Source organism: Streptomyces sp. NPDC007863 (assembly GCF_040633895.1).
GTDB lineage: Bacteria > Actinomycetota > Actinomycetes > Streptomycetales > Streptomycetaceae > Streptomyces.
On record NZ_JBEYEI010000004.1, the window covers coordinates 266,064 to 289,675 of the forward strand.

20 protein-coding genes are annotated in these 23,612 nt (G+C 72.4%); 10 read left to right on the top strand and 10 right to left on the bottom strand.

All coding sequences use genetic code 11. From position 1 onward, the window contains the following. Nucleotides 1-94: 94 nt before the first annotated feature. From ABZ621_RS08455 to ABZ621_RS08465, 3 genes are all read left to right on the top strand, one after another. Entirely contained in the window at nt 95-1,717 is a 1,623-nt protein-coding gene (locus ABZ621_RS08455) for an ATP-binding protein (protein ID WP_360602017.1), read from the top strand. Further along, nucleotides 1,714-2,403, top strand: a complete 690-nt coding sequence (locus ABZ621_RS08460; protein ID WP_360602019.1) for a response regulator — start codon at nt 1,714-1,716, stop codon at nt 2,401-2,403. The genes ABZ621_RS08455 and ABZ621_RS08460 overlap by 4 nt, the downstream gene beginning before the upstream one ends. A gap of 275 nt (nt 2,404-2,678) precedes the next feature. Continuing rightward, entirely contained in the window at nt 2,679-3,287 is a 609-nt protein-coding gene (locus ABZ621_RS08465; RefSeq protein WP_360602275.1) for a helix-turn-helix transcriptional regulator, read from the top strand. Nucleotides 3,288-3,384: 97 nt separating this feature from the next. Here ABZ621_RS08465 and ABZ621_RS08470 read toward each other — a convergent pair whose 3' ends face one another. Continuing rightward, a complete protein-coding gene (locus ABZ621_RS08470; RefSeq protein WP_360602021.1) occupies nt 3,385-4,410 on the bottom strand; it encodes a 6-phosphofructokinase in 1,026 nt (341 codons plus the stop codon). Between the two features lie 376 nt (nt 4,411-4,786). Here ABZ621_RS08470 and pta point away from each other — a divergent pair, with 376 nt between their 5' ends. The 3 genes from pta (at nt 4,787) to pyk (ending at nt 9,647) form a co-directional block, all read left to right on the top strand. After that, on the top strand, nt 4,787-6,880 hold the full coding sequence (pta, locus tag ABZ621_RS08475) for a phosphate acetyltransferase (RefSeq protein ID WP_360602023.1): 2,094 nt from the start codon (nt 4,787-4,789) through the stop codon (nt 6,878-6,880). Beyond that, a complete protein-coding gene (locus tag ABZ621_RS08480; RefSeq protein ID WP_360602025.1) occupies nt 6,877-8,142 on the top strand; it encodes an acetate kinase in 1,266 nt (421 codons plus the stop codon). The genes pta and ABZ621_RS08480 overlap by 4 nt, the downstream gene beginning before the upstream one ends. A gap of 74 nt (nt 8,143-8,216) precedes the next feature. Continuing rightward, complete coding sequence (pyk, locus tag ABZ621_RS08485) at nt 8,217-9,647, top strand: pyruvate kinase (RefSeq protein WP_360602027.1); 1,431 nt, start codon at nt 8,217-8,219, stop codon at nt 9,645-9,647. 100 nt (nt 9,648-9,747) lie between these two features. Here the strand turns inward: pyk and ABZ621_RS08490 are convergent, their stop codons facing one another. From ABZ621_RS08490 to ABZ621_RS08505, 4 genes are all read right to left on the bottom strand, one after another. After that, nucleotides 9,748-11,085, bottom strand: coding sequence for a hypothetical protein (locus tag ABZ621_RS08490; RefSeq protein WP_360602029.1), 1,338 nt, complete (start codon nt 11,083-11,085; stop codon nt 9,748-9,750). Then, the gene (locus ABZ621_RS08495; RefSeq protein ID WP_360602031.1) at nt 11,075-11,647 is read right to left on the bottom strand and encodes a DUF6114 domain-containing protein; all 573 of its coding nucleotides are present in this window, start codon (nt 11,645-11,647) and stop codon (nt 11,075-11,077) included. Before ABZ621_RS08495 ends, ABZ621_RS08490 begins: the two co-directional genes overlap by 11 nt. A gap of 104 nt (nt 11,648-11,751) precedes the next feature. Next, nucleotides 11,752-12,414, bottom strand: coding sequence for a DUF6230 family protein (locus tag ABZ621_RS08500; protein ID WP_360602033.1), 663 nt, complete (start codon nt 12,412-12,414; stop codon nt 11,752-11,754). A 660-nt stretch (nt 12,415-13,074) separates the two neighbouring features. Beyond that, on the bottom strand, nt 13,075-14,043 hold the full coding sequence (locus ABZ621_RS08505) for a tetratricopeptide repeat protein (protein WP_360602035.1): 969 nt from the start codon (nt 14,041-14,043) through the stop codon (nt 13,075-13,077). A gap of 252 nt (nt 14,044-14,295) precedes the next feature. Between ABZ621_RS08505 and ABZ621_RS08510 the strand changes: the two genes are divergently transcribed. Both ABZ621_RS08510 and ABZ621_RS08515 read left to right on the top strand, forming a co-directional pair. After that, on the top strand, nt 14,296-14,928 hold the full coding sequence (locus tag ABZ621_RS08510; RefSeq protein WP_360602037.1) for a TetR/AcrR family transcriptional regulator: 633 nt from the start codon (nt 14,296-14,298) through the stop codon (nt 14,926-14,928). Between the two features lie 9 nt (nt 14,929-14,937). Then, on the top strand, nt 14,938-15,357 hold the full coding sequence (locus tag ABZ621_RS08515) for a PPOX class F420-dependent oxidoreductase (RefSeq protein ID WP_360602039.1): 420 nt from the start codon (nt 14,938-14,940) through the stop codon (nt 15,355-15,357). Nucleotides 15,358-15,416: 59 nt separating this feature from the next. Here the strand turns inward: ABZ621_RS08515 and ABZ621_RS08520 are convergent, their stop codons facing one another. The 4 genes from ABZ621_RS08520 to ABZ621_RS08535 all read right to left on the bottom strand — a co-directional run bounded on the left by ABZ621_RS08520 (nt 15,417) and on the right by ABZ621_RS08535 (nt 19,387). Then, nucleotides 15,417-17,117, bottom strand: a complete 1,701-nt coding sequence (locus ABZ621_RS08520; RefSeq protein WP_360602041.1) for a methylmalonyl-CoA mutase family protein — start codon at nt 17,115-17,117, stop codon at nt 15,417-15,419. 72 nt (nt 17,118-17,189) lie between these two features. Further along, on the bottom strand, nt 17,190-17,522 hold the full coding sequence (locus ABZ621_RS08525; RefSeq protein WP_360602043.1) for a DUF3817 domain-containing protein: 333 nt from the start codon (nt 17,520-17,522) through the stop codon (nt 17,190-17,192). A 44-nt stretch (nt 17,523-17,566) separates the two neighbouring features. Further along, nucleotides 17,567-18,076 (bottom strand): MarR family transcriptional regulator, encoded by a 510-nt coding sequence (locus ABZ621_RS08530; protein WP_360602045.1) that lies wholly within the window; start codon nt 18,074-18,076, stop codon nt 17,567-17,569. Nucleotides 18,077-18,085: 9 nt separating this feature from the next. After that, a complete protein-coding gene (locus ABZ621_RS08535) occupies nt 18,086-19,387 on the bottom strand; it encodes an MFS transporter (protein ID WP_360602047.1) in 1,302 nt (433 codons plus the stop codon). A 79-nt stretch (nt 19,388-19,466) separates the two neighbouring features. Between ABZ621_RS08535 and ABZ621_RS08540 the strand changes: the two genes are divergently transcribed. Beyond that, nucleotides 19,467-20,462 (top strand): DUF5937 family protein, encoded by a 996-nt coding sequence (locus tag ABZ621_RS08540; RefSeq protein WP_360602049.1) that lies wholly within the window; start codon nt 19,467-19,469, stop codon nt 20,460-20,462. 64 nt (nt 20,463-20,526) lie between these two features. Next, nucleotides 20,527-21,552: a glycoside hydrolase family 6 protein gene (locus ABZ621_RS08545; protein WP_360602051.1), complete on the top strand. Its 1,026-nt coding sequence runs from the start codon at nt 20,527-20,529 to the stop codon at nt 21,550-21,552. A gap of 90 nt (nt 21,553-21,642) precedes the next feature. Here ABZ621_RS08545 and ABZ621_RS08550 read toward each other — a convergent pair whose 3' ends face one another. Then, entirely contained in the window at nt 21,643-23,610 is a 1,968-nt protein-coding gene (locus tag ABZ621_RS08550; protein WP_360602053.1) for a kelch motif-containing protein, read from the bottom strand. Nucleotides 23,611-23,612 lie beyond the last annotated feature (2 nt).

A 23,612-nucleotide genomic window follows, 5' to 3' on the forward strand; every position in this document is an offset into this window, starting at 1 on the left:
CGTTCATGGCCGAAACGTGTGCCCGCCGCGTCCGCGGAGAACGATTCGGGAACGCGATGCGCGGGAGCAAATCCCGGCGTGCACACTTGCACGCATGCGTCTCCCGCTCCTCCGCCCCCTCCCCCGGCCGCGGCCCCGCAGCCTGGCCGGCCAGCTCTTCGCCATGCAGGTCGTGCTGATGGCCGCGGTCGTGGCGGGGTGCGCGGTCTTCGCGTACCTCACGGACCGGGCGCAGGCCGAGGAGACCGCGCGCCGGCAGGCGACCGCCGCCGCGACGGCCGTCGCGGGCTCGCCGTCCGTGCGGGCCGCCGCGCGCTCGGACGCGCCGTCCGCCGCGCTCCAGCCGTACGCGGAGGAGCTCCGGCGGCGGGCGGACCTCGCCTTCGTGGTGATCATGGCGCCGGACGGCACCCGGTGGACGCACCCGGAGCCCGACCGGATCGGGGCGCACTACCTCGGCCACATCGAGCCGGCGCTGCGCGGCGAGACCTTCTCGGAGACGTATCCGGGGACCCTCGGCCCGTCGGTGCGGACGATCACGCCGGTCCTCTCCGAGGGGCGGGTGGTGGCCCTGGTCAGCGCGGGCATCACCATCGAGCGGATCAGCGCGCAGGTACGGGAGCAGGTGACCGCGCTGCTCGGGATGGCGGGCGCGGCGCTCGCGCTCGGCGGCGCCGGCACGTATGTGATCAACGCGCGGCTGCGGCGGCACACCCACGGGATGAACGCCACCGAGCTCAGCCGGATGCACGACTACCACGAGGCCGCGCTGCACGCGGTGCGGGAGGGGCTCGTGATGCTGGACGGGCGGCGCAGGATCGCGCTCATCAACGACGGGGCGCGCGAACTCCTCGGCCTCGACGAGGGGGTGGTGGGCCGGCCCGCGGCGGAGCTCGGCCTTCCGGCCCCGCTGACGGGGGCGCTGCTCTCCTCGGAGCCCCGGGTCGACGAGACCCATCTGACGGACGCGCGGGTCCTCGTCGTCAACACCCGCCCGGTGGTGGGCGGGGAGCGCCGGGGCACCGTCGTGACCCTCCGCGACCGCACCGAACTCCAGGCGCTGTCCGGGGAGTTGGACTCCCAGCGCGGGTTCACCGAGGCGCTGCGCTCGCAGGCCCACGAGGCGGCGAACCGGCTCCACACGGTGGTCTCGCTGATCGAGCTCGGGCGGGTGGCGGAGGCGGTGGAGTTCGCGACGGCCGAGCTGGAGCTGGCGCAGGCGCTCACCGACCGGGTGGTCGAGGCGGTCGGCGAGCCGGTCCTCGCGGCGCTGCTGCTCGGGAAGGCGGCGCAGGCCAACGAGCGGGGCGTGGAGCTGGTCCTCACCGAGGACAGCCGGATCGACGACGGGCTGCTGCCGCCGGCCCTGGAGCCGAGGGCCCTCGTGACGGTCCTCGGCAACCTCGTCGACAACGCGGTGGAGGCGGCCGGCGGGACCCCGCACGCGCGCGTGACCGTCACGGTCGCGGCCCGCGCGGGCGACGGCGAGCTGCTGGTCCGCGTCGACGACAGCGGGCCCGGCGTCCGGCCCGCCGACCGCGACGCGGTCCTCGGCCGCGGCTGGTCCACCCGGGGCCCGGGGCGCGGCCTCGGCCTGGCGCTGGTCCGCCAGGCCGTCACCCGGGCCGCCGGCACGCTCACCGTGGCCGAGGCCCCGGGGGGCGGCGCCCGCTTCACCGTCCGGGTGCCGCTCCCCCGCACCGGAGGCGAGGCATGAGCGGGACGCAGGAGATCCGGGTCCTGGTCGTCGAGGACGATCCCGTCGCCGCGGACGCGCACGCGCTGTACGCGGGGCGGGTGGAGGGCTTCCGGGTGGTCGGGGTCGCGCACTCGCGGGCGGCGGCGGTACGGCTGCTCGACCGGGTCCCCGTCGACCTGATCCTGCTCGACCTCTACCTCCCGGACGGGCACGGCCTCGCGCTGCTGCGGGCGCTGCGGGCCGCCGGGCACGCGGCGGACGTCATCGCGGTGACCTCGGCGCGCGATCTCGCGGTGGTCCGCGAGGGGGTGTCGCTCGGGGTCGTCCAGTACGTCCTCAAGCCCTTCGCCTTCGCGACCCTGCGGGACCGGCTGACGCGGTACGCGGAGTTCCGGGGCGCGGCCGGGGAGGCGTCCGGGCAGGACGAGGTCGACCGCGCCCTCGCCGCGCTGCGCGCCCCGCAGCCGGCCATCCTCCCGAAGGGCCTCAGCGGTCCGACCCTGGAGGCCGTCACCCGCAGCCTGCGCGAGGCCGCCGCCGGCCTCACCGCCGCCGAGGCCGGCACGGCGGTCGGCATCTCCCGCATCACCGCCCGCCGCTATCTGGAGCACCTCGTCACCGAGGGCCGCGCCGCCCGCGCCCCCCAGTACGGCCAGATCGGGCGCCCGGAACTCCAGTACCGCTGGCGCGAAACCACCCGTTGACCCGCGAGGCCCCGGGCCTCGCGGGCTTCGCGGGCCTCGCGGGGCGGAGCTCGTACCCCTCCTGAAAACACCCGGAACGGGCATGCGGTCGCTCATCGGACGTCACGCACCGCTCACCGGGAATTACCGGCCGGTTCCGACGTTCCTACAGGCCGTGGCCTCAGATGAACGCACCGTAGCCAAATTCGGCCATCCGTGGCTACCGTGGCCGGGTGCACCATCCCTCTCCCCCCTTCGACGCCCCGGCCGCCCGCCGCCTGCGGCAGGGGCTCGGCATGGCGCCCGCCCATGTCGCGTACGGCCTGCGGGCGCAGTACGGCCTCCCCGTCACCCCCGACGCCGTCGCCGCCTGGGAGCGCGGCACCCTCGTGCCGAGCGAACAGGAGCTGACCGCCCTCGCGGGCGTCCTGTGGTGCTCGCCCGCCGATCTGATCGCCGTCGCCTCCACGCTGCGCGAGCACCGGGTGGCGCGCGGACTCTCCGTGGAGGAGCTGGCCCGGCGGGTCGGCGTCGCCGCGCACGCGTACGCCCGGATGGAGGACGCGGGGACCTGGAAGGGCACCGAGCGGCAGACGGCCGCGCTCGCCGAGGTCCTGGGGCTCGGCCCGCGCGCCCTGATCACCGCGACCGGCGGCGACGAGCGGCTCGCGGAGCTGCTGCGGGACGCGGCGACGACCCGCTGGCAGGCCTACGTGAAGCCCGCCGTACGGATGCTGCCGCTGCCCAAGCGGATCGTGGAACCGGCCCTCGCGCGGCTCCACGCGGAGTACCACGCCCACATGGCCGCCACCTCCAGCTGGGGCGCCTCGGGCGCGACGGGCGACGAGGGCCGCGCGTACCTGGAGTCGGTCAACGAGCACTTCTGGGCGGCGGTGGGGCACTAGTACCCGGGAAACAGGCGACGGAGGTCCCGCCGGGCGGGACCTCCGTCGTCGCGTCGCGGGCGCGGCCGGAGGACCGGTGGCGCGGGCGCGGGCGCGGTCAGAAGACCGACTCGGCCTCGCGGATGCGGTCCGCGGGGACCGTCTTGAGCCGGGTGATGGCCTCGGCGAGCGGCACCATCTTCACGTCGGTGCCGCGCAGCGCCGTCATGTTGCCGAACTCGCCGCGGTGCACGGCCTCCACCGCGTGCCAGCCGAAGCGGGTGGCGAGGACGCGGTCGTAGGCGGTGGGCGTGCCGCCGCGCTGGACGTGGCCGAGGATGACCGGCCGGGCCTCCTTGCCGAGGCGCCGCTCCAGCTCGTACGCGAGGGCCGTGCCGATGCCCTGGAAGCGCTCGTGGCCGAACTGGTCGATCTCGCCCTTGCCGTAGTCCATCGTGCCCTCGGCCGGGTGCGCGCCCTCGGCGACGCAGATGACCGCGAACTTCTTGCCGCGGGCGAACCGCTCCTCGACCATCTTGACGAGGTCGGCCGGGTCGAAGGGCCGCTCCGGGAGGCAGATGCCGTGGGCGCCGCCGGCCATGCCGGACTCCAGCGCGATCCAGCCGGCGTGACGGCCCATCACCTCGACGACCATCACCCGCTGGTGCGACTCGGCGGTGGTCTTCAGCCGGTCCATCGCCTCGGTGGCGACGCCGACGGCGGTGTCGAAGCCGAAGGTGCGGTCGGTGGACGAGATGTCGTTGTCGATGGTCTTGGGGACGCCGACGACCGGCACGCCCGCGTCGGAGAGCATCCGGGCGGCGGTCAGGGTGCCCTCGCCTCCGATCGGGACGAGGGCGTCGAAGCCGCTCTTCTCGACGAGCGCCTTGGCGTTGTCGCAGGCGGCGGCGAAACGGTCGCGCTCCAGGCGGGAGGAGCCGAGGATGGTGCCGCCGCGGGCGAGGATGCCGCTGACGGCGTTGAGGTCGAGCGGGCGGTAGCGGCCGTCGAGGAGTCCGGCGTAGCCGTCCTCGAAGCCGATGACCTCGTCCCCGTAGTGGGTGACGGCCCGGTGCACGACCGACCGGATCACTGCGTTCAGGCCGGGGCAGTCGCCGCCTGCGGTGAGGACTCCGATGCGCATCGTGCTGTGTCTCCTGCTCGATCGAGGTTCCGTGTGAGCCGTTGACCCGTTGCCTGAGCCGTTGGCCCGCTTCCTTGAGCCGTTTCCGATTCTCACACGACGGATCCGCCCGGGCCCTCCGCCGCCGCTCGGCGCGCGGCGGGGACGGGTCCGTCCGGGGGTCTTTCGTCCCCTGGAGTGGGGCCTTCGTACGGCGGGCGGCGTACCCAGGTGCAGGGGTATTGTCAAGGGGGTAATGCCACCCTATCGGCGCCTTTCCGGGGCCGGGGGTTGACGAAGGTCGAGGGCCGGGCCCCGAGGACGGGCCGGGCCCTCGCGCAGGACGGCCCTCCGACGGGACGGGCCCCTTCCGCAGGACGGGACAGGAGACCGCGGCGTGACGCGCAGTGTGTACGTGACCGGGATCGACCGCGGGGACGGCCGCCAGGTCGTCGAGCTGGGAGTCATGGAGCTCCTCACCCGACAGGTGGACCGGGTGGGGGTGTTCCGTCCACTGGTGCACGACGGCCCCGACCGCCTCTTCGACCTGCTGCGCACCCGCTACCGCCTCACCCAGGACCCGTCCACGGTCTACGGCATGGACTACCACGAGGCCTCCGCGCTCCAGGCCGAGCAGGGCACCGACGAGCTGCTCTCCCGGCTGGTCGACCGCTTCCACGCGGTCGCCCGCGACTACGAGGTCGTCCTCGTCCTCGGCACCGACTTCGCCGGCACCCAGGTCCCCGACGAGCTGGCCCTCAACGCCCGCCTGGCGAACGAGTTCGGCGCCTCCGTCATCCCGGTCGTCGGCGGCAAGGGACAGACCGCCGAGTCCGTCCGCGCCGAGGCCCGCAACGCCTTCCGCGCCTACGACGGCCTCGGCTGCGACGTCCTCGCGATGGTCGTCAACCGGGTCGCCGGCGAGGACCGCGAGGCCATCGCCGACCGGCTGGCCGCCCGGCTCCCCGTCCCCTGCTACGTCCTCCCCGACGAGCCGGCCCTCGCCGCGCCGACGGTCGCCCAGATCACCCACGCGCTCGGCGCCACCGTCGTCCTCGGCGACGACGCCGGCCTCGCCCGCGACGCCCTGGACTTCGTCTTCGGCGGCGCGATGCTGCCGAACTTCCTCAACGCGCTGACCCCCGGCTGCCTCGTCGTCACCCCCGGCGACCGCGCCGACCTGGTCGTCGGCGCGCTCGCCGCCCACTCGGCCGGCACGCCCCCGATCGCGGGCGTCCTGCTCACCCTGGACGAGCGGCCCACCGACGCGATCCTCACCCTGGCCGCCCGGCTCGCGCCCGGCACCCCGGTCATCTCCGTCGCCGGCAACAGCTTCCCCACCGCGGCGGAGCTCTTCGCCCTGGAGGGCAAGCTCAACGCCGCCACCCCCCGCAAGGCGGAGACCGCGCTCGGCCTCTTCGAACGGCACGTGGACACCGCCGACCTGCTCAAGCGGATCTCCGTGGCGCCCAGCGGCCGGGTCACCCCGATGATGTTCGAGCACGAGCTCCTGGAGCAGGCCCGCGCCGACCGCCGCCGGGTGGTGCTCCCCGAGGGCACCGAGGAGCGGGTGCTGCGCGCCGCCGACGTGCTGCTGCGCCGCGACGTCTGCGACCTCACCCTCCTCGGCGACGTCGAGGCCATCCGCAAGAAGGCCGCCGACCTCAGCGTCGACCTGCGCGACACCCAGCTGATCGACCCGCAGACCTCCGAGCTGCGCGACGCCTTCGCCGAGCAGTACGCGGCGCTCCGCGCCCACAAGGGCGTCACCGTGGAGCTCGCGTACGACGTCGTCTCGGACGTGAACTACTTCGGCACCCTGATGGTCCAGGAGGGCCTCGCCGACGGCATGGTCTCCGGCGCGGTCCACTCCACCGCGGCGACCATCCGCCCCGCCTTCGAGATCATCAAGACCAAGCCCGAGGCGTCGATCGTCTCCTCGGTCTTCTTCATGTGCCTCGCCGACAAGGTGCTCGTGTACGGCGACTGCGCGGTCAACCCGGACCCGAACGCCGAGCAGCTCGCGGACATCGCGGTCCAGTCGGCCGCCACCGCCGCCCGCTTCGGCGTCGAGCCGCGGATCGCGATGCTCTCGTACTCCACCGGCACCTCCGGCTCCGGCGCCGACGTCGACAAGGTGCGCGAGGCGACCAAGCTCGTCCGCGAGGCCCGCCCGGAGCTGCGGATCGAGGGCCCGATCCAGTACGACGCCGCCGTCGAGCCCTCCGTCGCCGCCACCAAGCTGCCGGACTCGGAGGTCGCCGGCCAGGCGACCGTGCTGATCTTCCCGGACCTCAACACCGGCAACAACACCTACAAGGCGGTCCAGCGCTCGGCCGGCGCCATCGCCGTCGGACCGGTCCTCCAGGGCCTGCGCAAGCCCGTCAACGACCTCTCGCGCGGCGCCCTCGTCAGCGACATCGTCAACACGGTCGCCATCACCGCGATCCAGTCCCAGGTCCCCACCCCGGCTCAGGAGCTCCCCGCATGACCGGCACCCCCACCCGCGTCCTCGTCCTCAACTCCGGCTCCTCGTCGGTGAAGTACCAGCTCCTCGACATGAGCGACGGCAGCCGGCTCGCCCAGGGGCTCGTCGAGCGGATCGGCGAGGAGACCTCCCGGCTCGCCCACACCCCGCTCCAGGGCGGCGGGAGCGCGCCGCGCGAGCGGACCGGCCCGATCCCCGACCACGCGGCCGCGCTGAAGGCGGTCGCCGCCGAGCTGGCTGCGGACGGCCTCGGACTGGACTCCCCCGAACTGGCCGCGATCGGCCACCGGGTGGTGCACGGCGGGCTGCGCTTCACCGAGCCGACCGTCATCGACGAGGAGGTCATCGCCGAGATCGAACGCCTCGTGCCGGTGGCGCCGCTGCACAACCCGGCGAACCTGCTCGGCATCCGCACCGCGATGGCGCTGCGCCCCGACCTGCCGCAGGTCGCCGTCTTCGACACCGCCTTCCACACCACGATGCCGGAGTCGGCGGCACGGTACGCGATCGACGTGGAGACCGCCGACGCGCACCGGATCCGCCGCTACGGCTTCCACGGCACCTCGCACGCGTACGTCTCCCGGGCGACGGCGAAGCTGCTCGGCAAGGAGCCCGAGGAGGTGAACGTGATCGTGCTCCACCTCGGCAACGGCGCCTCCGCCTCGGCGGTCCGCGGCGGCCGCTGCGTGGACACCTCCATGGGCCTGACCCCGCTGGAGGGCCTGGTCATGGGCACCCGCTCCGGCGACATCGACCCGGCGGTCACCTTCCACCTCAAGCGGGTGGCGGGCATGGACGCCGACGAGATCGACGTCCTCCTCAACAAGAAGTCGGGCCTCGTCGGCCTCTGCGGCGACAACGACATGCGCGAGATCCGGCGCCGGGTCGACGAGGGCGACGAGCGGGCCGCGCTCGCCTTCGACATCTACGTCCACCGCCTGAAGAAGTACATCGGCGCGTACTACGCGGTCCTCGGGCGCGTCGACGCGGTCGTCTTCACCGCCGGCGTGGGCGAGAACGCGGCGCCGGTACGGGAGGCGGCCATCGCCGGCCTGGAGGAGCTGGGCCTCGCGGTGGACGCCGAGCTCAACGCCGTACGGTCCGGCGAGCCGCGGATCATCTCGCCCGAGTACGCCCGGGTCGCGGTGGCCGTGGTTCCCACCGACGAGGAACTGGAGATCGCCCGCCAGACCTTCGCGCTGACGGACGCGGTTCAGGAGGGTGCTTCGGTGGCCGAAAAAGTTACTCGAACGACAAACGCCTGAGCGGGCCCGCGCCCATTTGTACTTTCCGCCAGCCGGAATATTCCGCAGTGAAACAAACCGATAGGATCCGCCTCATGCGCCGTTCCAAAATCGTCTGCACGCTGGGCCCCGCCGTCGACTCGTACGAGCAGCTGAAGGCTCTCATCGAGGCCGGTATGAACGTGGCCCGTTTCAACATGAGCCACGGGACCCAGGCAGAGCACCAGGAGCGGTACGACCGTCTCCGCAAGGCCGCCGCCGACACCGGCCGCGCCGTCGGTGTGCTGGCCGACCTCCAGGGCCCCAAGATCCGTCTGGAAACCTTCGCCGAGGGCCCGGTCGAACTGGTCCGCGGGGACGAGTTCACCATCACCACGGAGGACGTCCCCGGCGACAAGTCCATCTGCGGCACCACCTACAAGGGCCTCCCGGGCGACGTCTCCAAGGGCGACCAGGTCCTCATCAACGACGGCAACGTCGAGCTGCGGGTCGTCGAGGTCGAGGGCCCCCGGGTCAAGACCGTCGTCATCGAGGGCGGCGTGATCTCCGACCACAAGGGCATCAACCTGCCCGGTGCGGCGGTCAACGTCCCGGCCCTCTCCGAGAAGGACGTCGAGGACCTCCGCTTCGCCCTCCGGATGGGCTGCGACATGGTCGCCCTCTCCTTCGTCCGCGACGCCGCGGACGTCAAGGACGTCCACAAGGTGATGGACGAGGAGGGCCGCCGGGTCCCCGTCATCGCCAAGGTCGAGAAGCCGCAGGCCGTCGAGAACATGGCCGAGGTCGTCGCCGCCTTCGACGCCGTCATGGTCGCCCGCGGCGACCTCGCCGTCGAGTACCCGCTGGAGCGCGTCCCGATGGTGCAAAAGCGCCTCGTCGAGATGTGCCGCCGCAACGCCAAGCCGGTCATCGTCGCCACCCAGATGATGGAGTCGATGATCACCAACTCCCGTCCGACCCGCGCCGAGGCGAGCGACGTCGCCAACGCGATCCTGGACGGCGCGGACGCGGTCATGCTCTCCGCCGAGTCGAGCGTGGGCGCCTACCCGATCGAGACCGTCAAGACGATGTCGAAGATCGTCGCCGCGGCCGAGGAGGAGCTCCTCTCCAAGGGCCTCCAGCCCCTGGTCCCCGGCAAGAAGCCCCGCACCCAGGGCGGCTCCGTCGCCCGCGCGGCCTGCGAGATCGCCGACTTCCTGGACGGCAAGGCCCTCATCGCCTTCACCCAGTCCGGCGACACCGCCCGCCGCCTCTCCCGCTACCGCACCCAGCAGCCGATCCTCGCCTTCACCACCGACGAGGGCACCCGCAACCAGCTCACCCTGAGCTGGGGCGTCGAGTCCTTCCTCGTCCCCTTCGTCGACAACACCGACGCGATGGTCGACCTCGTCGACGCCGAGCTCCTCAAGCTCCAGCGCTACAACGCGGGCGACACCATGGTCATCACCGCCGGCTCCCCGCCCGGCGTCCCCGGCACCACCAACATGGTCCGCGTCCACCACCTGGGCGGCGGCGAGGGCGCCTGACGCGTCCGCGCGGACAGACAGAACGGCCGGTGGGCCGCACCCCGAGAGGGGGTGCGGCCCACCGGCCGTTGTGCGGCTCCCGGAGTGGTTCGGGGGTCGGTCAGCTCGGTTCGATGGTGTTGCGGAGGTCCTCGACCTTGAGGGTTCCGCCGAACTGGCCGGCCTGCTTGAGCTTGACGTTGCTGAAGAAGACCGCCGGGAGGTCCAGCGGCGGCGGGGACTCCGGGCCGAAGGTGATCGGGATGATGCCGAGGAGGTTGCCCTTCAGCTCCTCCGTGTACATCGTCACCGTGCCGCCGGTGATCGTGGACGTCGAGCCGCTCTTGGAGCGGACGTGGGCCTCGCGGCCCTCGGAGTGCTCGGTGATCTGGTGCAGGTCCTTGATCCCGACGTAGGTCGCCGTGAACTTCAGGACCTTCTTGACCTTGCCGCCGTACGTCTTCACCTCGACGATGCCGTGGTACTTCAGGCCGCTGAGCGTGAGCAGCGAGGACTCCAGGCGCCACGGCTCGTCCGGGAGCAGCGGGATGCCGGGCTCGACCTCGGCGGCGGCGAGCGCCGCGTCGTCGCGCTCGGGGCACGGGAAGCGGGGCTTGGCGCCGTCGGGTATGTCCGTGTCCGGCTTCGCCTCCAGGCCCTGCGCGCTCTTCGGCAGCTCCTGGACCTCCACGCCGGCCTTCTCCGCGGCCTCCTTGATGGCGGCCTTGGTTTCGTCGGCCTTGGTCTCCTCGGCCTTCGCGTCGGCGGCCTTCGCGGTGTCCGTCTTCGCTGCCGGAGCCTGTGTGGCCGGGGCCTGCGTCTCCTCCGCCGTGGCCGCCGCCTTCTGCTGCGGGGTGGCCGTCGTCGCCGAAGGCGTCGGGGTCGGAGTCGGAGTCGCCGTGGGCTCCTGCTCCGGGGCGAGGCCGCCGAAGAAGTCCTTCAGGGCGTCGCCGACTCCCAGCGGGTCGAGCGGGTTGACCGACTTCGTGGGCGTGGGCGTGGCCGTGGCGGTGGGCGCCGCCTCGGCGGCCGCCGCCTGTGCGCCGCCCTGGACCGCCGTGGTGGCGGACGGGCTCGCCGTCGCGGTGGGCGTGGCCGTCGCGGACGGGGTCGCCGTCGGCTCCCCGGTCGGCTCGGCCGGCTTGGTGGCCGTGGCCGTCGCGGTCGGTTCCGGCTTCGCGGTCTCGGTGGCCTTCGCCGTGGGCGTGGCCGTCGTCTCCTCCGCCACCGGCTCGTCGGAGCGGGTCACACAGGGGCCGGGCGCGAAGGGGATGTCCTTCTCGTCGGCGAGCGCGGGACTGGGCGCGAGGCCCATGCCCATGAGCACCGCGGTGGGCATGGCGGCGAGCGCCATCGCCTTGCCCGCCGGGCCCTGGATCCTGTTCAGCAGCGTCTTGCGAGGGGCCGCGTGGCGCGGCCCGCTCCTCCCGAGGCCCTGCTGGGTCTCGTCACCCCGCACTGTTCCTCCCGCCCTTGGCGTCGATCGTCGTGTCGGTCGCCGGTCCGTGCGCCTGCTCCGGGACTCCTGCCGCCATCACGGCCTCGGTCTCGGCCTCGGTGTCGGAGGCGTACGCGGTCTCCTCGGAGGTCACCGGCTCACCGTCGTGCTCCGCGTCGTCGGTCTCCTCGACCGGCGGGGCGGGTGCCCATGCCGCGGACATGCCGCCGCCTATGAGGGCGAACAAGAACCCGATGACGAGACCGCCGAAGTTCGACACGGGGATGGAGACCAGGCCCAGCACGATCGCCGCGACACCCGCGAAGACCCGGACGATGGGCTGGAACCACATCGTCAAGCCGAGCGTGAAGAGCAGGACGCCGATGATCAGGGCCCCGGCTCCGGCGGTGGTGGCCATGGCCAGAGTGATGTTGCCGAGTCGCACGTCCCCGTAGGGGAGATACCCGATCGGCACGCTGGCGAGGATGGTGAACAGGCCCGCCCAGAAGGGCCGGGTCTGCCGCCAGACCTTGAACCGGTTCTCCTTGCGGACTTCGGGGGAGGCAGGGGTCTCGGCGCTCATGGAAAACAGCTCCCTGGAAGCGGTGTTGCTGAGAAAGTTGAGAAGACCGGGCGGCCCCGGTGAAGGTGCGGGCCGCTGGAGCGGCCCGCACCCCGAAGTCCAGGTCAGCCCTGGAAGCACTCCTTGTCAGTGCCCCGGTGCAGGGACAGCTTGAGGTCGGGGAGCTTGAAGGTACCGGCAGTGGTGGCCCACGCCTTCTGCTTCACGTCGGTCAGGGTCACGCTCTCGGCGCGCTGGCCGAAGCCGTGCGGGTTGGCCTGGGTGTTGGGCTGGATGCCCTGGCGGCCGGACGGCTTGCCGTCGGGACCGTTGTGGAGCGCGCCCGCCGCGATGCCGATGTCGATGTTGTCGAACTTGGCGTCGGCCTCGAGGTACGAGACGTCGAGGTACAGCTCCTCGGCCTCGACCTTGTCCCCGTCAGTGCCGGCCTCCAGGCGCAGGGTGATGTTCCCCAGGCCCAGAACCGGAGTCACGACCGACTGGCACATGTTGCTGATCTCGGCCGTGTTGAAGCCGGAGACAGCGACCGGGGCGGCGAAGGGCTTGCCCTCCAGGTCCTGCCCCTTGTTCACGCTGCCGTACTGGACGAACTCGGTGCCTTTGAGCTCGTCCGTCGTGACCTTGAACTCCTGGCCGGAGATCGCGAAGGACGCGGCGAGCGCGCCCTGGGCCAGGCCGACACCGATCGCGGCCGTGGCCGCCAGGCTCGGGACCATGACGACGGCGAAACGCTTCCATCTGGTCCCGCCACGAACCTGGGACTTCATGAGAATCCTCCTTCTCGGACGTACATCTCCAGGAGGGCCCGGGGCCCGGCCTGGGATGGGAGAAGAGCTACGTCCTCGGGAAGGAGAGCGCCGAAGCGTCAGGAGGCGCGACGCGCGTCCGAATCACCGGCGATCACCCCCGAGCGACAACCATGTGCCGCGCGTGCGCACGGCCCGGTGGACAGGTCCTGCCCGGTGGGAGCAGGAACCCCCCTGTCCGATGACCGGCCGCGCGGGGCGTCCGGTCCGCCCGGTGGGGACCCTCGCCGTGCGTCCTGGCGGTTGCCGGGGCGTGCGGTTCGGACCGAGCGTGGCCGATCGTGGTCCATTCCCGGCGCCCGCACAAGGGGTTCATTACTCGCTAGTAACGGATGCGTGACCGCGCCATGGCGCGATGCCGCCACCCGGGTACGCAGGGTGGGGGTGAGTGGTGCGGAAAATCCGCTTATGTGAAGGCGAACCCGGACAGACCCACGGGTTCGATTTACTGCAAGTAACAGCGGCCGCGTTTATCAAGATTTGGTAAAGCGCGGCCGCCACTTGTCACCGTGTCGCCAAATCGCCGGAAGATCCGGCGCCCTTTCCCGCTCTGAGCAGGCGCTTAGTCGCGGGACGGGAAGTGCGGCGGGAAGCGGGACGGGAATTCGGGGGTCAGAGGTGTCAGAACAGCACCCGCGCCAGCGCCTGGCGGGCCGCGATCACCCGCGGGTCCTCCGGGCCGATCACCTCGAACAGCTCCAGGAGCCGCAGCCGCGCCGCGTCCCGGTCGTCGCCGAAGGTGCGGCGCACGGTCTCCACGAGCCGCCCGAAGGCGTCCTGGACATGACCGCCCACCAGGTCCAGATCGGCGGCGGCGATCTGCGCGGCGACGTCCGCCGGGTTGTCCGCCGCGTTCTTCCGGACCGTCTGCGGGTCCATGCCCTGCACCCGGCCGAGCAGTTCCGCCTGGGCGAGGCCCAGCTTGGCCTCGGGGTGCTCCGGGTCGTCGGCGAGGACGTTCTTGTACGCCTGCACCGCGCCGGCCATGTCGCCCGCGTCCAGGGCGGTCGCGGCCGCCTCCAGGAGGGCGTCGTACGGACCGGCGGCCTGCCGGGCGGCGGGCTCGTCGCCCTCGGCGCCGGTGTCCACGGTCAGGCCGGTCAGGCCGAACCGCTCCTCGCCGATCTGGATCAGCTGGTCGAGGGTCTCGCGGATCTGGGCCTCCGGCACCGCGCCCTGGAAGAGGGGCAGCGCCTGGCCGGCGACGACCGCGAAAACGGCCGGAATTCCCTGGATGCCGAACTGCTGCATCAGCATCTGATTGGCGTCGACGTCGATCTTCGCGAGGAGGAAACGGCCGTCGTACTCCACGGCCAGCCGCTCCAGGAGCGGACCCAGCTGCTTGCAGGGCTCGCACCACTCGGCCCAGAAGTCGAGGACGACCGGGACCTCGGCGGACCGCTGGAGCACATCGCGCTCGAAGCCCGCCTCGTCGACGTCGATCACGAGGGCGGAAGGCGGCACCGCCGCGGGCCCGCCGTGGCGCGCCGCCTCGGCGCGCGCCTGCTCCGCCTTCGTCTTGGCCTCTCCGGCCGCCTTCACCGCGGCGAGGTCGACGACGCCGCTCATGGACATGTTTCGGGGCTGCATGAGTACATCCTCCCCCTTCCGCGCGCGGATCCGGTAAGCCGTGGCTGAACAGCGCCCTCCGCCGAGGGCGCTCGCCTCTCGCCGGGTCCCCACCCGGCGTCCTGCATGGTTGTCGCTCGGGCCGCTCAAAGCCTTTCGCTACGGGTCGTAGCGTAATGGCCGGGGCCTGGGCGAAGGGGAGCCGTATGCCGTGAACTGCCTCACATCGCGGGCCTCTGGCGCCGAACCTACCGGCGGGTATGGTCGTCGTTCATGTGTAGCCGCACCACCCCCCGCAGCACCCGTACCGGCCGCCCCCGCTCCACCGAGGCCGACGAGGCCATCCTGGAGGCGACCCGCGCGGCCCTGGTGGAGCTGGGCTGGTCCAAGCTCACGATGGGCGACGTCGCCACCCGCGCCGGGGTCGCCAAGACCACCCTGTACCGCCGCTGGGCCAACAAGAACGAACTCGTCGTCGACGCCGTCGCCGTCCTCTTCGATGAACTCGAACTGCCCGACCTGGGTTCCCTCCAGGCCGACATCGCCCACGTCGTCCTCCAGTTCGCGACCCTCCTGGAGCGCCCCGAGACCCAGACGGCGCTGATGGCGGTGGTCGCCGAGTCGACGCGGGACGTCCCGCTGCGCGAGCGGATCCGCGCCTCGATCGTGGACCGCCAGAAGCGGCTGGTACTCGACGGCCGGCGGCGGGCGCAGGAGCGCGGCGAACTGCCCGCGGACCCGGACCCGGTGACCGTGGACGCCATCGACGACCTGATCTTCGACGTGGTCGCCGGCGCCGTGGTGCACCGCGCGCTGGTGAGCGCCGAGCCGGTGGACGCGGCCTGGGTGGACCGGCTCTCCGCGCTGCTGATGGGCGGCCTGGGCGCGGTGGCGACGCTCGGCTAGCGTGCCCTCATGATCACTCGTACTGGCATACAACTCTCCGCGGCGGTGCGCGCGCTGCTCGACGACGTGAACCACGCCGTGCTGTGCACGATCCAGCCCGACGGCTCCCCGCAGTCCTCCGTGGTGTGGGTGGGCCGGGACGGCGACGACGTCCTGATCTCCAGTCAGGCCGGACGGCGCAAGGTGGAGAACATCCGGGCCGACGCCCGGGTCTCCCTCACCCTCCTCGACCGCCGCGACCCGGACCGCTACACGGAGATCCGCGGCTCGGCGACGGTCGCCGAGGACGAGGGCCGGGTCCTGGCGGTGGCGCTGGCGGAGAAGTACGAGGGCGAGGACGCCGGGCAGGAGTATCTGGACCTGCCGCCGGAGAAGGTCCGGGTGACGCTCCGGATCACCCCGGCGAAGGTGCTGGGCTCGGTCCGCTGAGGCATGGGGGGAAGGGCCGGTACGGAGTTCCGTACCGGCCCTTCCCCATTCCGTGCGCGTCAGAAGCCGGCGGGCTCCACGTACACGCCCCACTCGTCGCGGAGCACGTCGCAGATCTCGCCGAGGGTGGCCTCGGCGCGGACCGCGTCGAGCATCGGCGGAATCATGTTGGAGCCGTCCCGGGCCGCCGCCAGCATGGCGTCGAGGGAGGCGCGGACCTTCGCCTCGTCGCGCCGGCCCTTGCGCTCGCCGAGGACCCGGACCTGCTCCCACTCGACCTCGTGGCTGACCCGCAGGATCTCCAGGTCGCCGGTGACCGAGCCGTGGTGGACGTTGACGCCGACGACGCGCTTCTCGCCCTTCTCCAGGGACTGCTGGTAGCGGAAGGCGGACTCGGCGATCTCGCCGGTGAACCAGCCGTCCTCGATGCCGCGCAGGATGCCGGAGGTGATCGGGCCGATCGGGTGCTGCCCGTCCGGGTGGGCGCGCAGGCCGCGCTCCTTGATCTGGTCGAAGATCTTCTCCGCGTCGGCCTCGATGCGGTCGGTGAGCTGCTCGACGTACCAGGAACCGCCCAGCGGGTCCGCGACGTTGGCGACGCCGGTCTCCTCCATCAGCACCTGCTGGGTGCGCAGCGCGATCTCGGCGGCCTGCGCGCTGGGGAGGGCGAGGGTCTCGTCGAGGGCGTTGGTGTGGAGGGAGTTGGTGCCGCCGAGGACGGCGGAGAGGGCCTCGACCGCGGTGCGGACGACGTTGTTGTACGGCTGCTGCGCGGTGAGGGAGACGCCGGCGGTCTGGGTGTGGAAGCGGAGCCACTGCGCCTTGTCGGTCTTGGCGCCGTACACCTCCTTCATCCAGCGGGCCCAGATGCGGCGGGCGGCGCGGAACTTCGCGATCTCCTCGAAGAAGTCGAGGTGCGCGTCGAAGAAGAAGGAGAGGCCGGGGGCGAAGACGTCGACGTCGAGGCCGCGGGAGAGGCCGAGCTCGACGTAGCCGAAGCCGTCGGCGAGGGTGTACGCCAGCTCCTGCGCGGCCGTCGCCCCGGCCTCGCGGATGTGGTAGCCGGAGACGGAGAGCGGCTTGTACGCGGGGATGCCGGCCGCGCAGTGCTCCATCAGGTCGCCGATGAGGCGCAGGTGCGGCTCGGGCGGGAAGAGCCACTCCTTCTGCGCGATGTACTCCTTGAAGATGTCGGTCTGGAGCGTGCCGTTGAGCACGGCCGGGTCGACGCCCTGGCGCTCGGCAGCGACGAGGTACATGCAGAAGACCGGCACGGCGGGGCCGGAGATCGTCATGGACGTGGTCACGTCGCCGAGCGGGATGTCCTTGAAGAGGACCTCCATGTCGGCGGCGGAGTCGATGGCGACGCCGCAGTGGCCGACCTCGCCCAGCGAGCGGGGGTCGTCGGAGTCGCGGCCCATGAGGGTGGGCATGTCGAAGGCGACCGAGAGCCCGCCGCCGCCGGCGGCGAGGATCATCTTGTACCGCTCGTTGGTCTGCTCGGCGTTGCCGAAGCCGGCGAACTGGCGGATGGTCCAGGTGCGGCCCCGGTAGCCGGTCGGGTGGAGTCCCCGGGTGAAGGGGTACTCGCCGGGCCAGCCGATGCGCTCGAACCCCTCGTAGGTGTCCCCGGGCCGGGGCCCGTAGACCGGCTCGACCGGGTCCCCGGAGAGCGTGGTGAAGTCCGCGTCGCGCTTGCGGGCCTTGTCGTAACGGGCCTGCCAGCGACGGCGGCCTTCCTCGATGGCGTCAGCGTCCATGCCTTCGAATTTACTAGGACGTCCTAGTAAATGTCGATGAGAAACCCCCGCACAGTTGTACGGGGGTGAGTCTCAGGCGTTGGCCGGAACCGGCTGCGCGCCGCTGACCAGCGGCTTCACCTCGGCGACGACCTTGCGCTCGACGAAGAAGGCGGCGAAGGGGATCGTGCCGGAGAGCAGCAGCCACACGATCCTGCCGAACGACCAGCGGGCCTTGGAGCCCAGGTCGAAGGCGAAGACCAGGTAGATGATGTACAGGACGCCGTGGGCCTGGGAGACCGCGAACGTCAGGTCCTCGCCGGTGTCGAAGCCGTACTTGGCGACCATGCAGCCGCAGAGGATCAGGAGCATGACGGCGGTCACGTACGCCATGACGCGGTAGCGGGTCAGCACGCTGGATTTCATGCCGTCGAGCGTAACCGCCCGTTCCGGGGCGATCTTCGCTGGGGTCAGCCCTCGTCGAAGTCGTGCGCCGCGACGCGCAGCGGGCGGAGCATCGCGAAGATCTCGGCGCACTCCTCGGCGTCGTACGCGCCGAGGCCGAACTCCATCTCCATCAGGTCGCGGGTGGCCGCCTCGACCACCTCGCGGCCCTTCTCCGTGATGGAGGCGAGGGTGCCGCGCCCGTCGTTGGGGTTGGGACGCTTGGCGACGAGGCCCGACTTCACCAGGCGGTCCACGGTGTTCGTCACGGACGTGGGGTGGACCATGAGCCGCTCGCCGATCTTCGACATGGTCAGCTCGCCCTCCTTGGAGAAGGTGAGCAGCACCAGTGCCTCGTACCGGGCGAAGGTCAGCCCGTACGGCTTGACCACGGCGTCCACCTCGCCCAGGAGGATCTGGTGGGCGCGCATGATCGAGGTGATCGCGGCCATCGAGGGAACCGGACCCCAGCGCTTCTGCCAGAGCTCGTCGGCGCGGGCGATGGGGTCGAACGGGAGACTCAGCGGCTTCGGCACGCGTCGACCTTACCGACTGGTCACATGACGGTCAGCCCCGTCTCGCTCTTCGGTCGCGAGCAGGACACCGAGGGTCAGGACGGCGAGCAGGCCCGCGCCGACGACCACCAGATGGACGGGGACGAACTCGGCGACCAGGCCCGCGCCGGCCATGCCGACGCCCTGGACGGTCATCATGCCCGCCGTCATGAGGGTCATCGCCCTCCCCCGCCGCTCCTCGGGGACGGCCGCGACGAAGCGGGCGTCGAGGCCGAGGGTGTACGCGCCGGCGGCGCCGGCCGCCACGAGCGCGAGCGCGGCGAGCGCGGGGCCGGGGCGGAGCGCGTACACGAGGAAGGGGAGGAAGCCGGCGAGGAGGAGGGGGGCGACGAGCCGGACGCGGGTGGCGGGGCTCAGCAGGGCGCCGGCGAGGAGTTCGCCGGCGATGGTGCCGACGGGCATGGCGCACATGAGGAGGCCGAGGGCGGCGGTGGAGACGCCGAGCCCGTCGGCGTAGGGGGCGGCGAGCGCCTCGGGGACGACGACGAAGAGCGGCGGCACCCAGAAGAACAGCATCAGCCGGCGGATCCGGCGGTCGCGCAGCAGGGACCAGGTGGCGCCGACGCCCTCGCGCCGTTCGGCGGCGCGGGCCGGGCGGCGGGCGGTGCCGAGGCGCAGCAGCAGGGCGGAGAGGAGGAAGGTCGCGGCGGTGAGCGCGATGGCGCCGCGGGCGGGGACGACGGTGAGCAGGACGCCGCCGACGCCGAAGCCGGCGAGGAGGGCGGACTGGGAGACGATCCGCAGGAGCGAGCGGCCGAGGACGAAGAGGTCGCCGTCGCCGAGGATGTCGGCGAGCGTCGCCATGCGGGTGCCCTGGAAGACGGGCGCGACGGCGGCGACGGCGCAGCGCAGCACGAGCAGCCCGGCGACGGGGGTGGCGGGCACCACCATGAGCGCGACGGCCCCGGCGCAGATCAGGTCGCAGACGACGAGCACCCGGCGCGGCGGATGCCGGTCGGCGAGTCCCGCGAGGAGGGTGCCGCCGAGGAGGTAGGGGAGGAAGCCGAGGGCGAAGGTGAGGGAGGAGAGCAGCGGGGACCGGGTGAGGTCGTAGACGAGGACGGTGAGCGCGATCTCGCTGACGACGAGCCCGAGCAGCGAGAGCAGATGCGCCCCGAACACCCACCGGAACTCCCGGACCCGGAAGACGGCGAGGTAGCCGGGGGCGGGGGCGGATACCGGGGCGTCGCCGGGTACAGGGCCGGGTTCCGTGGTGGTCGTGGCGGGTTCGGGGGCGGCAGGAGTTCCGGCAGGGGTGTCGGTCGGGGCCATGTCCGCAGCCTGGGGGGCGGGCTCGTGCGCGCCTAGACTTTCGGGTGCAGCCGAATCTTCGAGTCTCCGGAGGGGGCCCGTGCCGTACCACCTGCTCTTCGGGGAGGCCGATCCGCTGCGGATCCGGTTCGCCGTGTCGCCGCTCTGGGAGACGCAGTCGGCCGTGCGGGTGCTCGCGCGGCCCCGGCAGCAGGGGTACCACCTGCCGTGGCTGCGGCGGATCGCCGCGGCCGCGCGGGAGCTGGACCTCGCGCCGCTCCAGCTGCTGATGCCGGAGCGGGGGCACTCGCCGGACTTCCTGTATCCGCCGCCGCTGGGGCCCGCCACCTCCTTCGAGGAGGAGCTGGCCGCCGTACGGGCCGTCGATCCTGCGCTGGTCGGACCGGATCTCGCGCGGGCCCTCGCCTGTACGCCCGGGGCGGCCGGGAGCGCCGAGGGGCGGCGGCTGCTCAAGGATCCCGCCGCGTCCGTCGGGCGCCTCGCGGAGCTGCTCCGGGCCGCCTGGGAGGCGCTGGTCGCGCCCGAGTGGCCCCGGCTGCGGGCGCTCCTGGAGGCGGACGTGGCGTACCACTCGCGGCGGCTCGCGGAGGGCGGTCTCGAACGGCTGCTCGGCGAGCTGCACCCGTCCTTCTCGTGGGACGCGGAGGCGGGGGTCCTGGAGGTGGGCGCCTATCGCGGTGAGCACGTGCGGGCGCTGGGCGGCCAGGGGCTGGTCCTGATGCCGTCGGTGTTCATCTGGCCGGAGGTGATCAGCGGCTTCGACGAGCCGTGGCAGCCGACGGTGGTGTATCCGGTGCGCGGCATCGGCGGGCTGTGGACGGAGTCGCGGGAGCGGACGCCGGAGGCACTGGCGCGGCTGCTCGGGCCCGTGCGGGCGGACGTGCTGTGCGCGCTGGACGAGCCGATGGGCACGACGGCGCTCGCGCACCGGCTGGGGCGGGCGCCGTCGTCGGTCTCGGCGCACCTCTCCGTGCTGCGGGACGCGGGGCTGCTGACCTCGCGGCGTTACGGCCACCAGGTGCTGTACGAGCGGACGCCGCTGGGGATCGCGGTGTCGCAGCCGGACGCCGGCTGACCGTCATGTCACGATACGTCCCGTTGGTTCCGCCACGCCCCGTGTTGCCGACCCTGGGGGCCGGATGTCCCGCCGTACCACCACCGTCACCGCCGTCGTCCTCGCCGCCGCCCTGCTGCTGACCGGCAGCGGCTGCTCCTCCGACGAGCCCGCCCGCTCCCCCGTCGGCCCGCCGGCCGCGACGGGCGGCGAGGCGCCGGCGCCGACCGGCGGTTCGCCGTTCTGGGTGGACCCGGAGAGCGACGCGGCCCAGCAGGTCAGGCGGTACGAGGCGCAGGGCCGCACCGACGACGCCCGGGTGCTGAAGCGGATCTCTGAGCAGCCGGTCGCGGACTGGCCGGCCGGGGACGACCCCGCGCCGGAGATCCGGCGGGCGGTGTCCGGGGCGACGGCCGAGGACCGGACGGCGGTCTTCGTGGCGTACAACATCCCGCACCGCGACTGCGGGATGTACTCGGCCGGCGGGGCGCGGGACGGTCAGGCGTACCGGGCCTGGGTGGACGCCTTCGCCTCGGCGATCGGCGACGCCTCCGCGGTGGTGGTCCTGGAGCCGGACGCGGTGCCGCACATGGTGGACGGCTGTACGCCGGGGCAGTACCACGAGGAGCGGTCGGCGCTGCTCTCGGAGGCGATCGAGCGGCTGAAGCGGCAGCCGGGCACCCGGGTCTACCTGGACGCGGGGAACCCGGCGTGGATCGACGACCCGGGGAAGCTGGTGGAGCCGCTGCGGCGGGCCGGGATCGCCCGCGCGGACGGCTTCTCGCTGAACGTGTCGAACTTCCAGGAGACCTCGGTGGTGCGGGACTTCGGGGCGACCCTGTCGGGGCTGCTCGGCGGGATGCACTTCACCGTCGACACGAGCCGGAACGGCGCCGGCCCCCTCCCGGGGGACCGGGCGGAGGCCTGGTGCAATCCGCCGGGCCGGTCGCTCGGCGTGCCGCCGACGGACCGGACCGGGGACGCGCTGGTGGACGCGTATCTGTGGATCAAGCGTCCAGGGGATTCGGACGGGCAGTGCCGGGGCGGGCCGGCCGCGGGGACCTGGTGGCCGGAGTACGCCCTCGGCCTGGCCCGCCGCGCCGGTTCCTGATCCCTGGATCCAAAATCCAGGGTCCAAATCCAGGGTCCAAAATCCAGGATCAAAAATCCAAAACCCAAAATCCTGGATCCAGGATCCTCGTCAGTCCCCGTTCACCTGGATCCACTTCGCCTCGGAGGGGATGCCCGCCTCGTCGGTGACGAAGAGCATGTACCAGCCGGGCGGGACGAGGGTGCGGTCCTCGGGGGCGTCCACGGTGACCGTGAGCCCGTCCTTCCCCTTGGTCAGCTCCAGCGCCACCGAGCGCTGCTCGACGTCCGTGGTGTGGGTGACGGCGCTGGGCCGCATCAGCCGGGCCTTGGCGATCCGGCCGGCGTCCTTGGTCTTGAAGGTGGCCCGGCCGTTGCGGTCGAGCTCCCGGGGGCCCTCGCCGAGCGCCGGCCGGTCGGCGCCGGCCTTGTGGAGGTAGGGCGGGGTGAAGACCTCGATGCGCTGCTCGAAGGTGCCGAGCTTGGTGTTGTCCTTGTCGTCGAAGAGCGGGTCGGAGCCGAAGGTGGCGACCCGTCCGTCGGGCAGCAGCAGCGCCTCCGAGTGGTAGTTGCGGCCGACGGTGGGGTCGGCCGCCGCCGCGAAGGCGTTGGTGGCGGGGTCGTAGAACTGCGCCTTCAGGATGTCGCTGCCGCTGCGGCCCCGGTAGTCGCGCGAGCCGCCGGTGGTGAAGACGGTGTCGTCGGGCAGCAGGACGCTGCTGAGGTAGCGGGTGCCCTGCGGGAGGGCCGGGCCGTCGCGGAAGGCGGGGTTCTCGCTGCCGACGTCGACGATGGCGGTGCGGGCGGTGGACTTGGCGGACTCGCCGACCCCGCCGCCGCCGAGGACCATCACCTTCTGCGCCTGCGCCGGGGGCAGGATCAGGGAGGCGGAGGTCTCCAGCTGGTCGGGGTCGGTGAGGCCGGTCAGGGGGGTGAACTTGTTGGTCTTCAGGTCCCACAGGCCCGGCGCCCGGCCCTTGTCGGCGGGGCCGTAGCCGGCGTTGGAGCCGGTGTAGAGGAGCTTGCCGCCCTTGGTGAGGAAGAGCGAGGGGTAGGTGGGGAAGTAGCGGAAGGGGCCCTTGCTCCACTTCTTGGTCTTCGGGTCGTAGATCTCGTTGTCGCCGGGGACGACGTCGCCGACGTCGTTGAGCCCGGAGACGGCGAGGACCTTGCCGTCCTGGAGGCCGACCAGGGTGGGGTACCAGCGGGCGTCCTTCATGGGGGCGACCGGGACGTACTTCTCCGCCTTGGGGTCGAACTCGTAGGCGGCCTTGATGCCCTGGAAGTCCTGCTTCTCGGTGGTGAGCTTCTGGGCGAGGCCGTAGACGTCGTCGGCCTGCTTGCCCTTGAGGCCGACGACCTCGTACTGCGCGGCCTCCGTGGTGAGGCCCTGCGGGCCCTGCTCGACGGCCTCGACGAAGACCCGGGCCTCGGCCGCGGTCACCTTCGTCTTCCACGGCTTCATCTGGCCGCTCTTGAAGTACGAGATCTCGAACTCGCGCTTCGCCTTGGGGACGGTGACGTCGGTGGTGGAGACGTACTCGACCCCGGACGGGGAGCGGAAGCGGGTGCCCTTCTTCAGGGTGACGGCCTTGTCGGGGCTCTCGTTCTTCACCCGCATGCCGCCGCCGGCCTTCGTCACCCCGCCGTCGAGGACCTCGTAGCGGGCGGTGCCGCCGGCCACCAGGAGCCGCCCGTCGGGCAGTTGGCTGTGGCCGGCGCAGAAGAAGTCCTCGGGGGTGGGGACCTTCTTGAAGGTGTTCTTCACCGGGTCCCACAGGACGGTGTCGAAGGTCCCGGCGTCGAAGTTCTTCTGGTCGTTGCCGGAGCCGGCGATCAGCAGCACCTTGCCGGTGTGCAGCAGGGCGGCGTGGATGGCGTTGATCCGGGCCCCGTCGGGGACGGAGATCCCGCCCCAGGAGCCGTACTTCTTCTTGTATCCGGGCTGGGCGATCTTGTAGGCGTGGTACTTCTCCGAGGCGAAGGAGACGGCCGCGGGCGCGTTGAGCGCCGCGAGGACGAGGACGGCGCCGCTGCCGAGCAGGGTCTTCTTGAACTTCTTGGACGGCCGGTAGGCCATGG

Excerpts from the sequence above, each read along its gene's own strand:
- ABZ621_RS08455 (WP_360602017.1), top strand. The coding sequence starts at position 95 with ATGCGTCTCCCGCTCCTCCGCCCCCTCCCCCGGCCGCGGCCCCGCAGC.
- ABZ621_RS08460 (WP_360602019.1), top strand. The coding sequence starts at position 1,714 with ATGAGCGGGACGCAGGAGATCCGGGTCCTGGTCGTCGAGGACGATCCC.
- ABZ621_RS08465 (WP_360602275.1), top strand. The coding sequence starts at position 2,679 with ATGGCGCCCGCCCATGTCGCGTACGGCCTGCGGGCGCAGTACGGCCTC.
- ABZ621_RS08470 (WP_360602021.1), bottom strand. The coding sequence starts at position 4,410 with ATGCGCATCGGAGTCCTCACCGCAGGCGGCGACTGCCCCGGCCTGAAC.
- ABZ621_RS08480 (WP_360602025.1), top strand. The coding sequence starts at position 6,877 with ATGACCGGCACCCCCACCCGCGTCCTCGTCCTCAACTCCGGCTCCTCG.
- pyk (WP_360602027.1), top strand. The coding sequence starts at position 8,217 with ATGCGCCGTTCCAAAATCGTCTGCACGCTGGGCCCCGCCGTCGACTCG.
- ABZ621_RS08495 (WP_360602031.1), bottom strand. The coding sequence starts at position 11,647 with ATGAGCGCCGAGACCCCTGCCTCCCCCGAAGTCCGCAAGGAGAACCGG.
- ABZ621_RS08500 (WP_360602033.1), bottom strand. The coding sequence starts at position 12,414 with ATGAAGTCCCAGGTTCGTGGCGGGACCAGATGGAAGCGTTTCGCCGTC.
- ABZ621_RS08505 (WP_360602035.1), bottom strand. The coding sequence starts at position 14,043 with ATGCAGCCCCGAAACATGTCCATGAGCGGCGTCGTCGACCTCGCCGCG.
- ABZ621_RS08510 (WP_360602037.1), top strand. The coding sequence starts at position 14,296 with ATGTGTAGCCGCACCACCCCCCGCAGCACCCGTACCGGCCGCCCCCGC.
- ABZ621_RS08515 (WP_360602039.1), top strand. The coding sequence starts at position 14,938 with ATGATCACTCGTACTGGCATACAACTCTCCGCGGCGGTGCGCGCGCTG.
- ABZ621_RS08520 (WP_360602041.1), bottom strand. The coding sequence starts at position 17,117 with ATGGACGCTGACGCCATCGAGGAAGGCCGCCGTCGCTGGCAGGCCCGT.
- ABZ621_RS08525 (WP_360602043.1), bottom strand. The coding sequence starts at position 17,522 with ATGAAATCCAGCGTGCTGACCCGCTACCGCGTCATGGCGTACGTGACC.
- ABZ621_RS08535 (WP_360602047.1), bottom strand. The coding sequence starts at position 19,387 with ATGGCCCCGACCGACACCCCTGCCGGAACTCCTGCCGCCCCCGAACCC.
- ABZ621_RS08545 (WP_360602051.1), top strand. The coding sequence starts at position 20,527 with ATGTCCCGCCGTACCACCACCGTCACCGCCGTCGTCCTCGCCGCCGCC.
- ABZ621_RS08550 (WP_360602053.1), bottom strand. The coding sequence starts at position 23,610 with ATGGCCTACCGGCCGTCCAAGAAGTTCAAGAAGACCCTGCTCGGCAGC.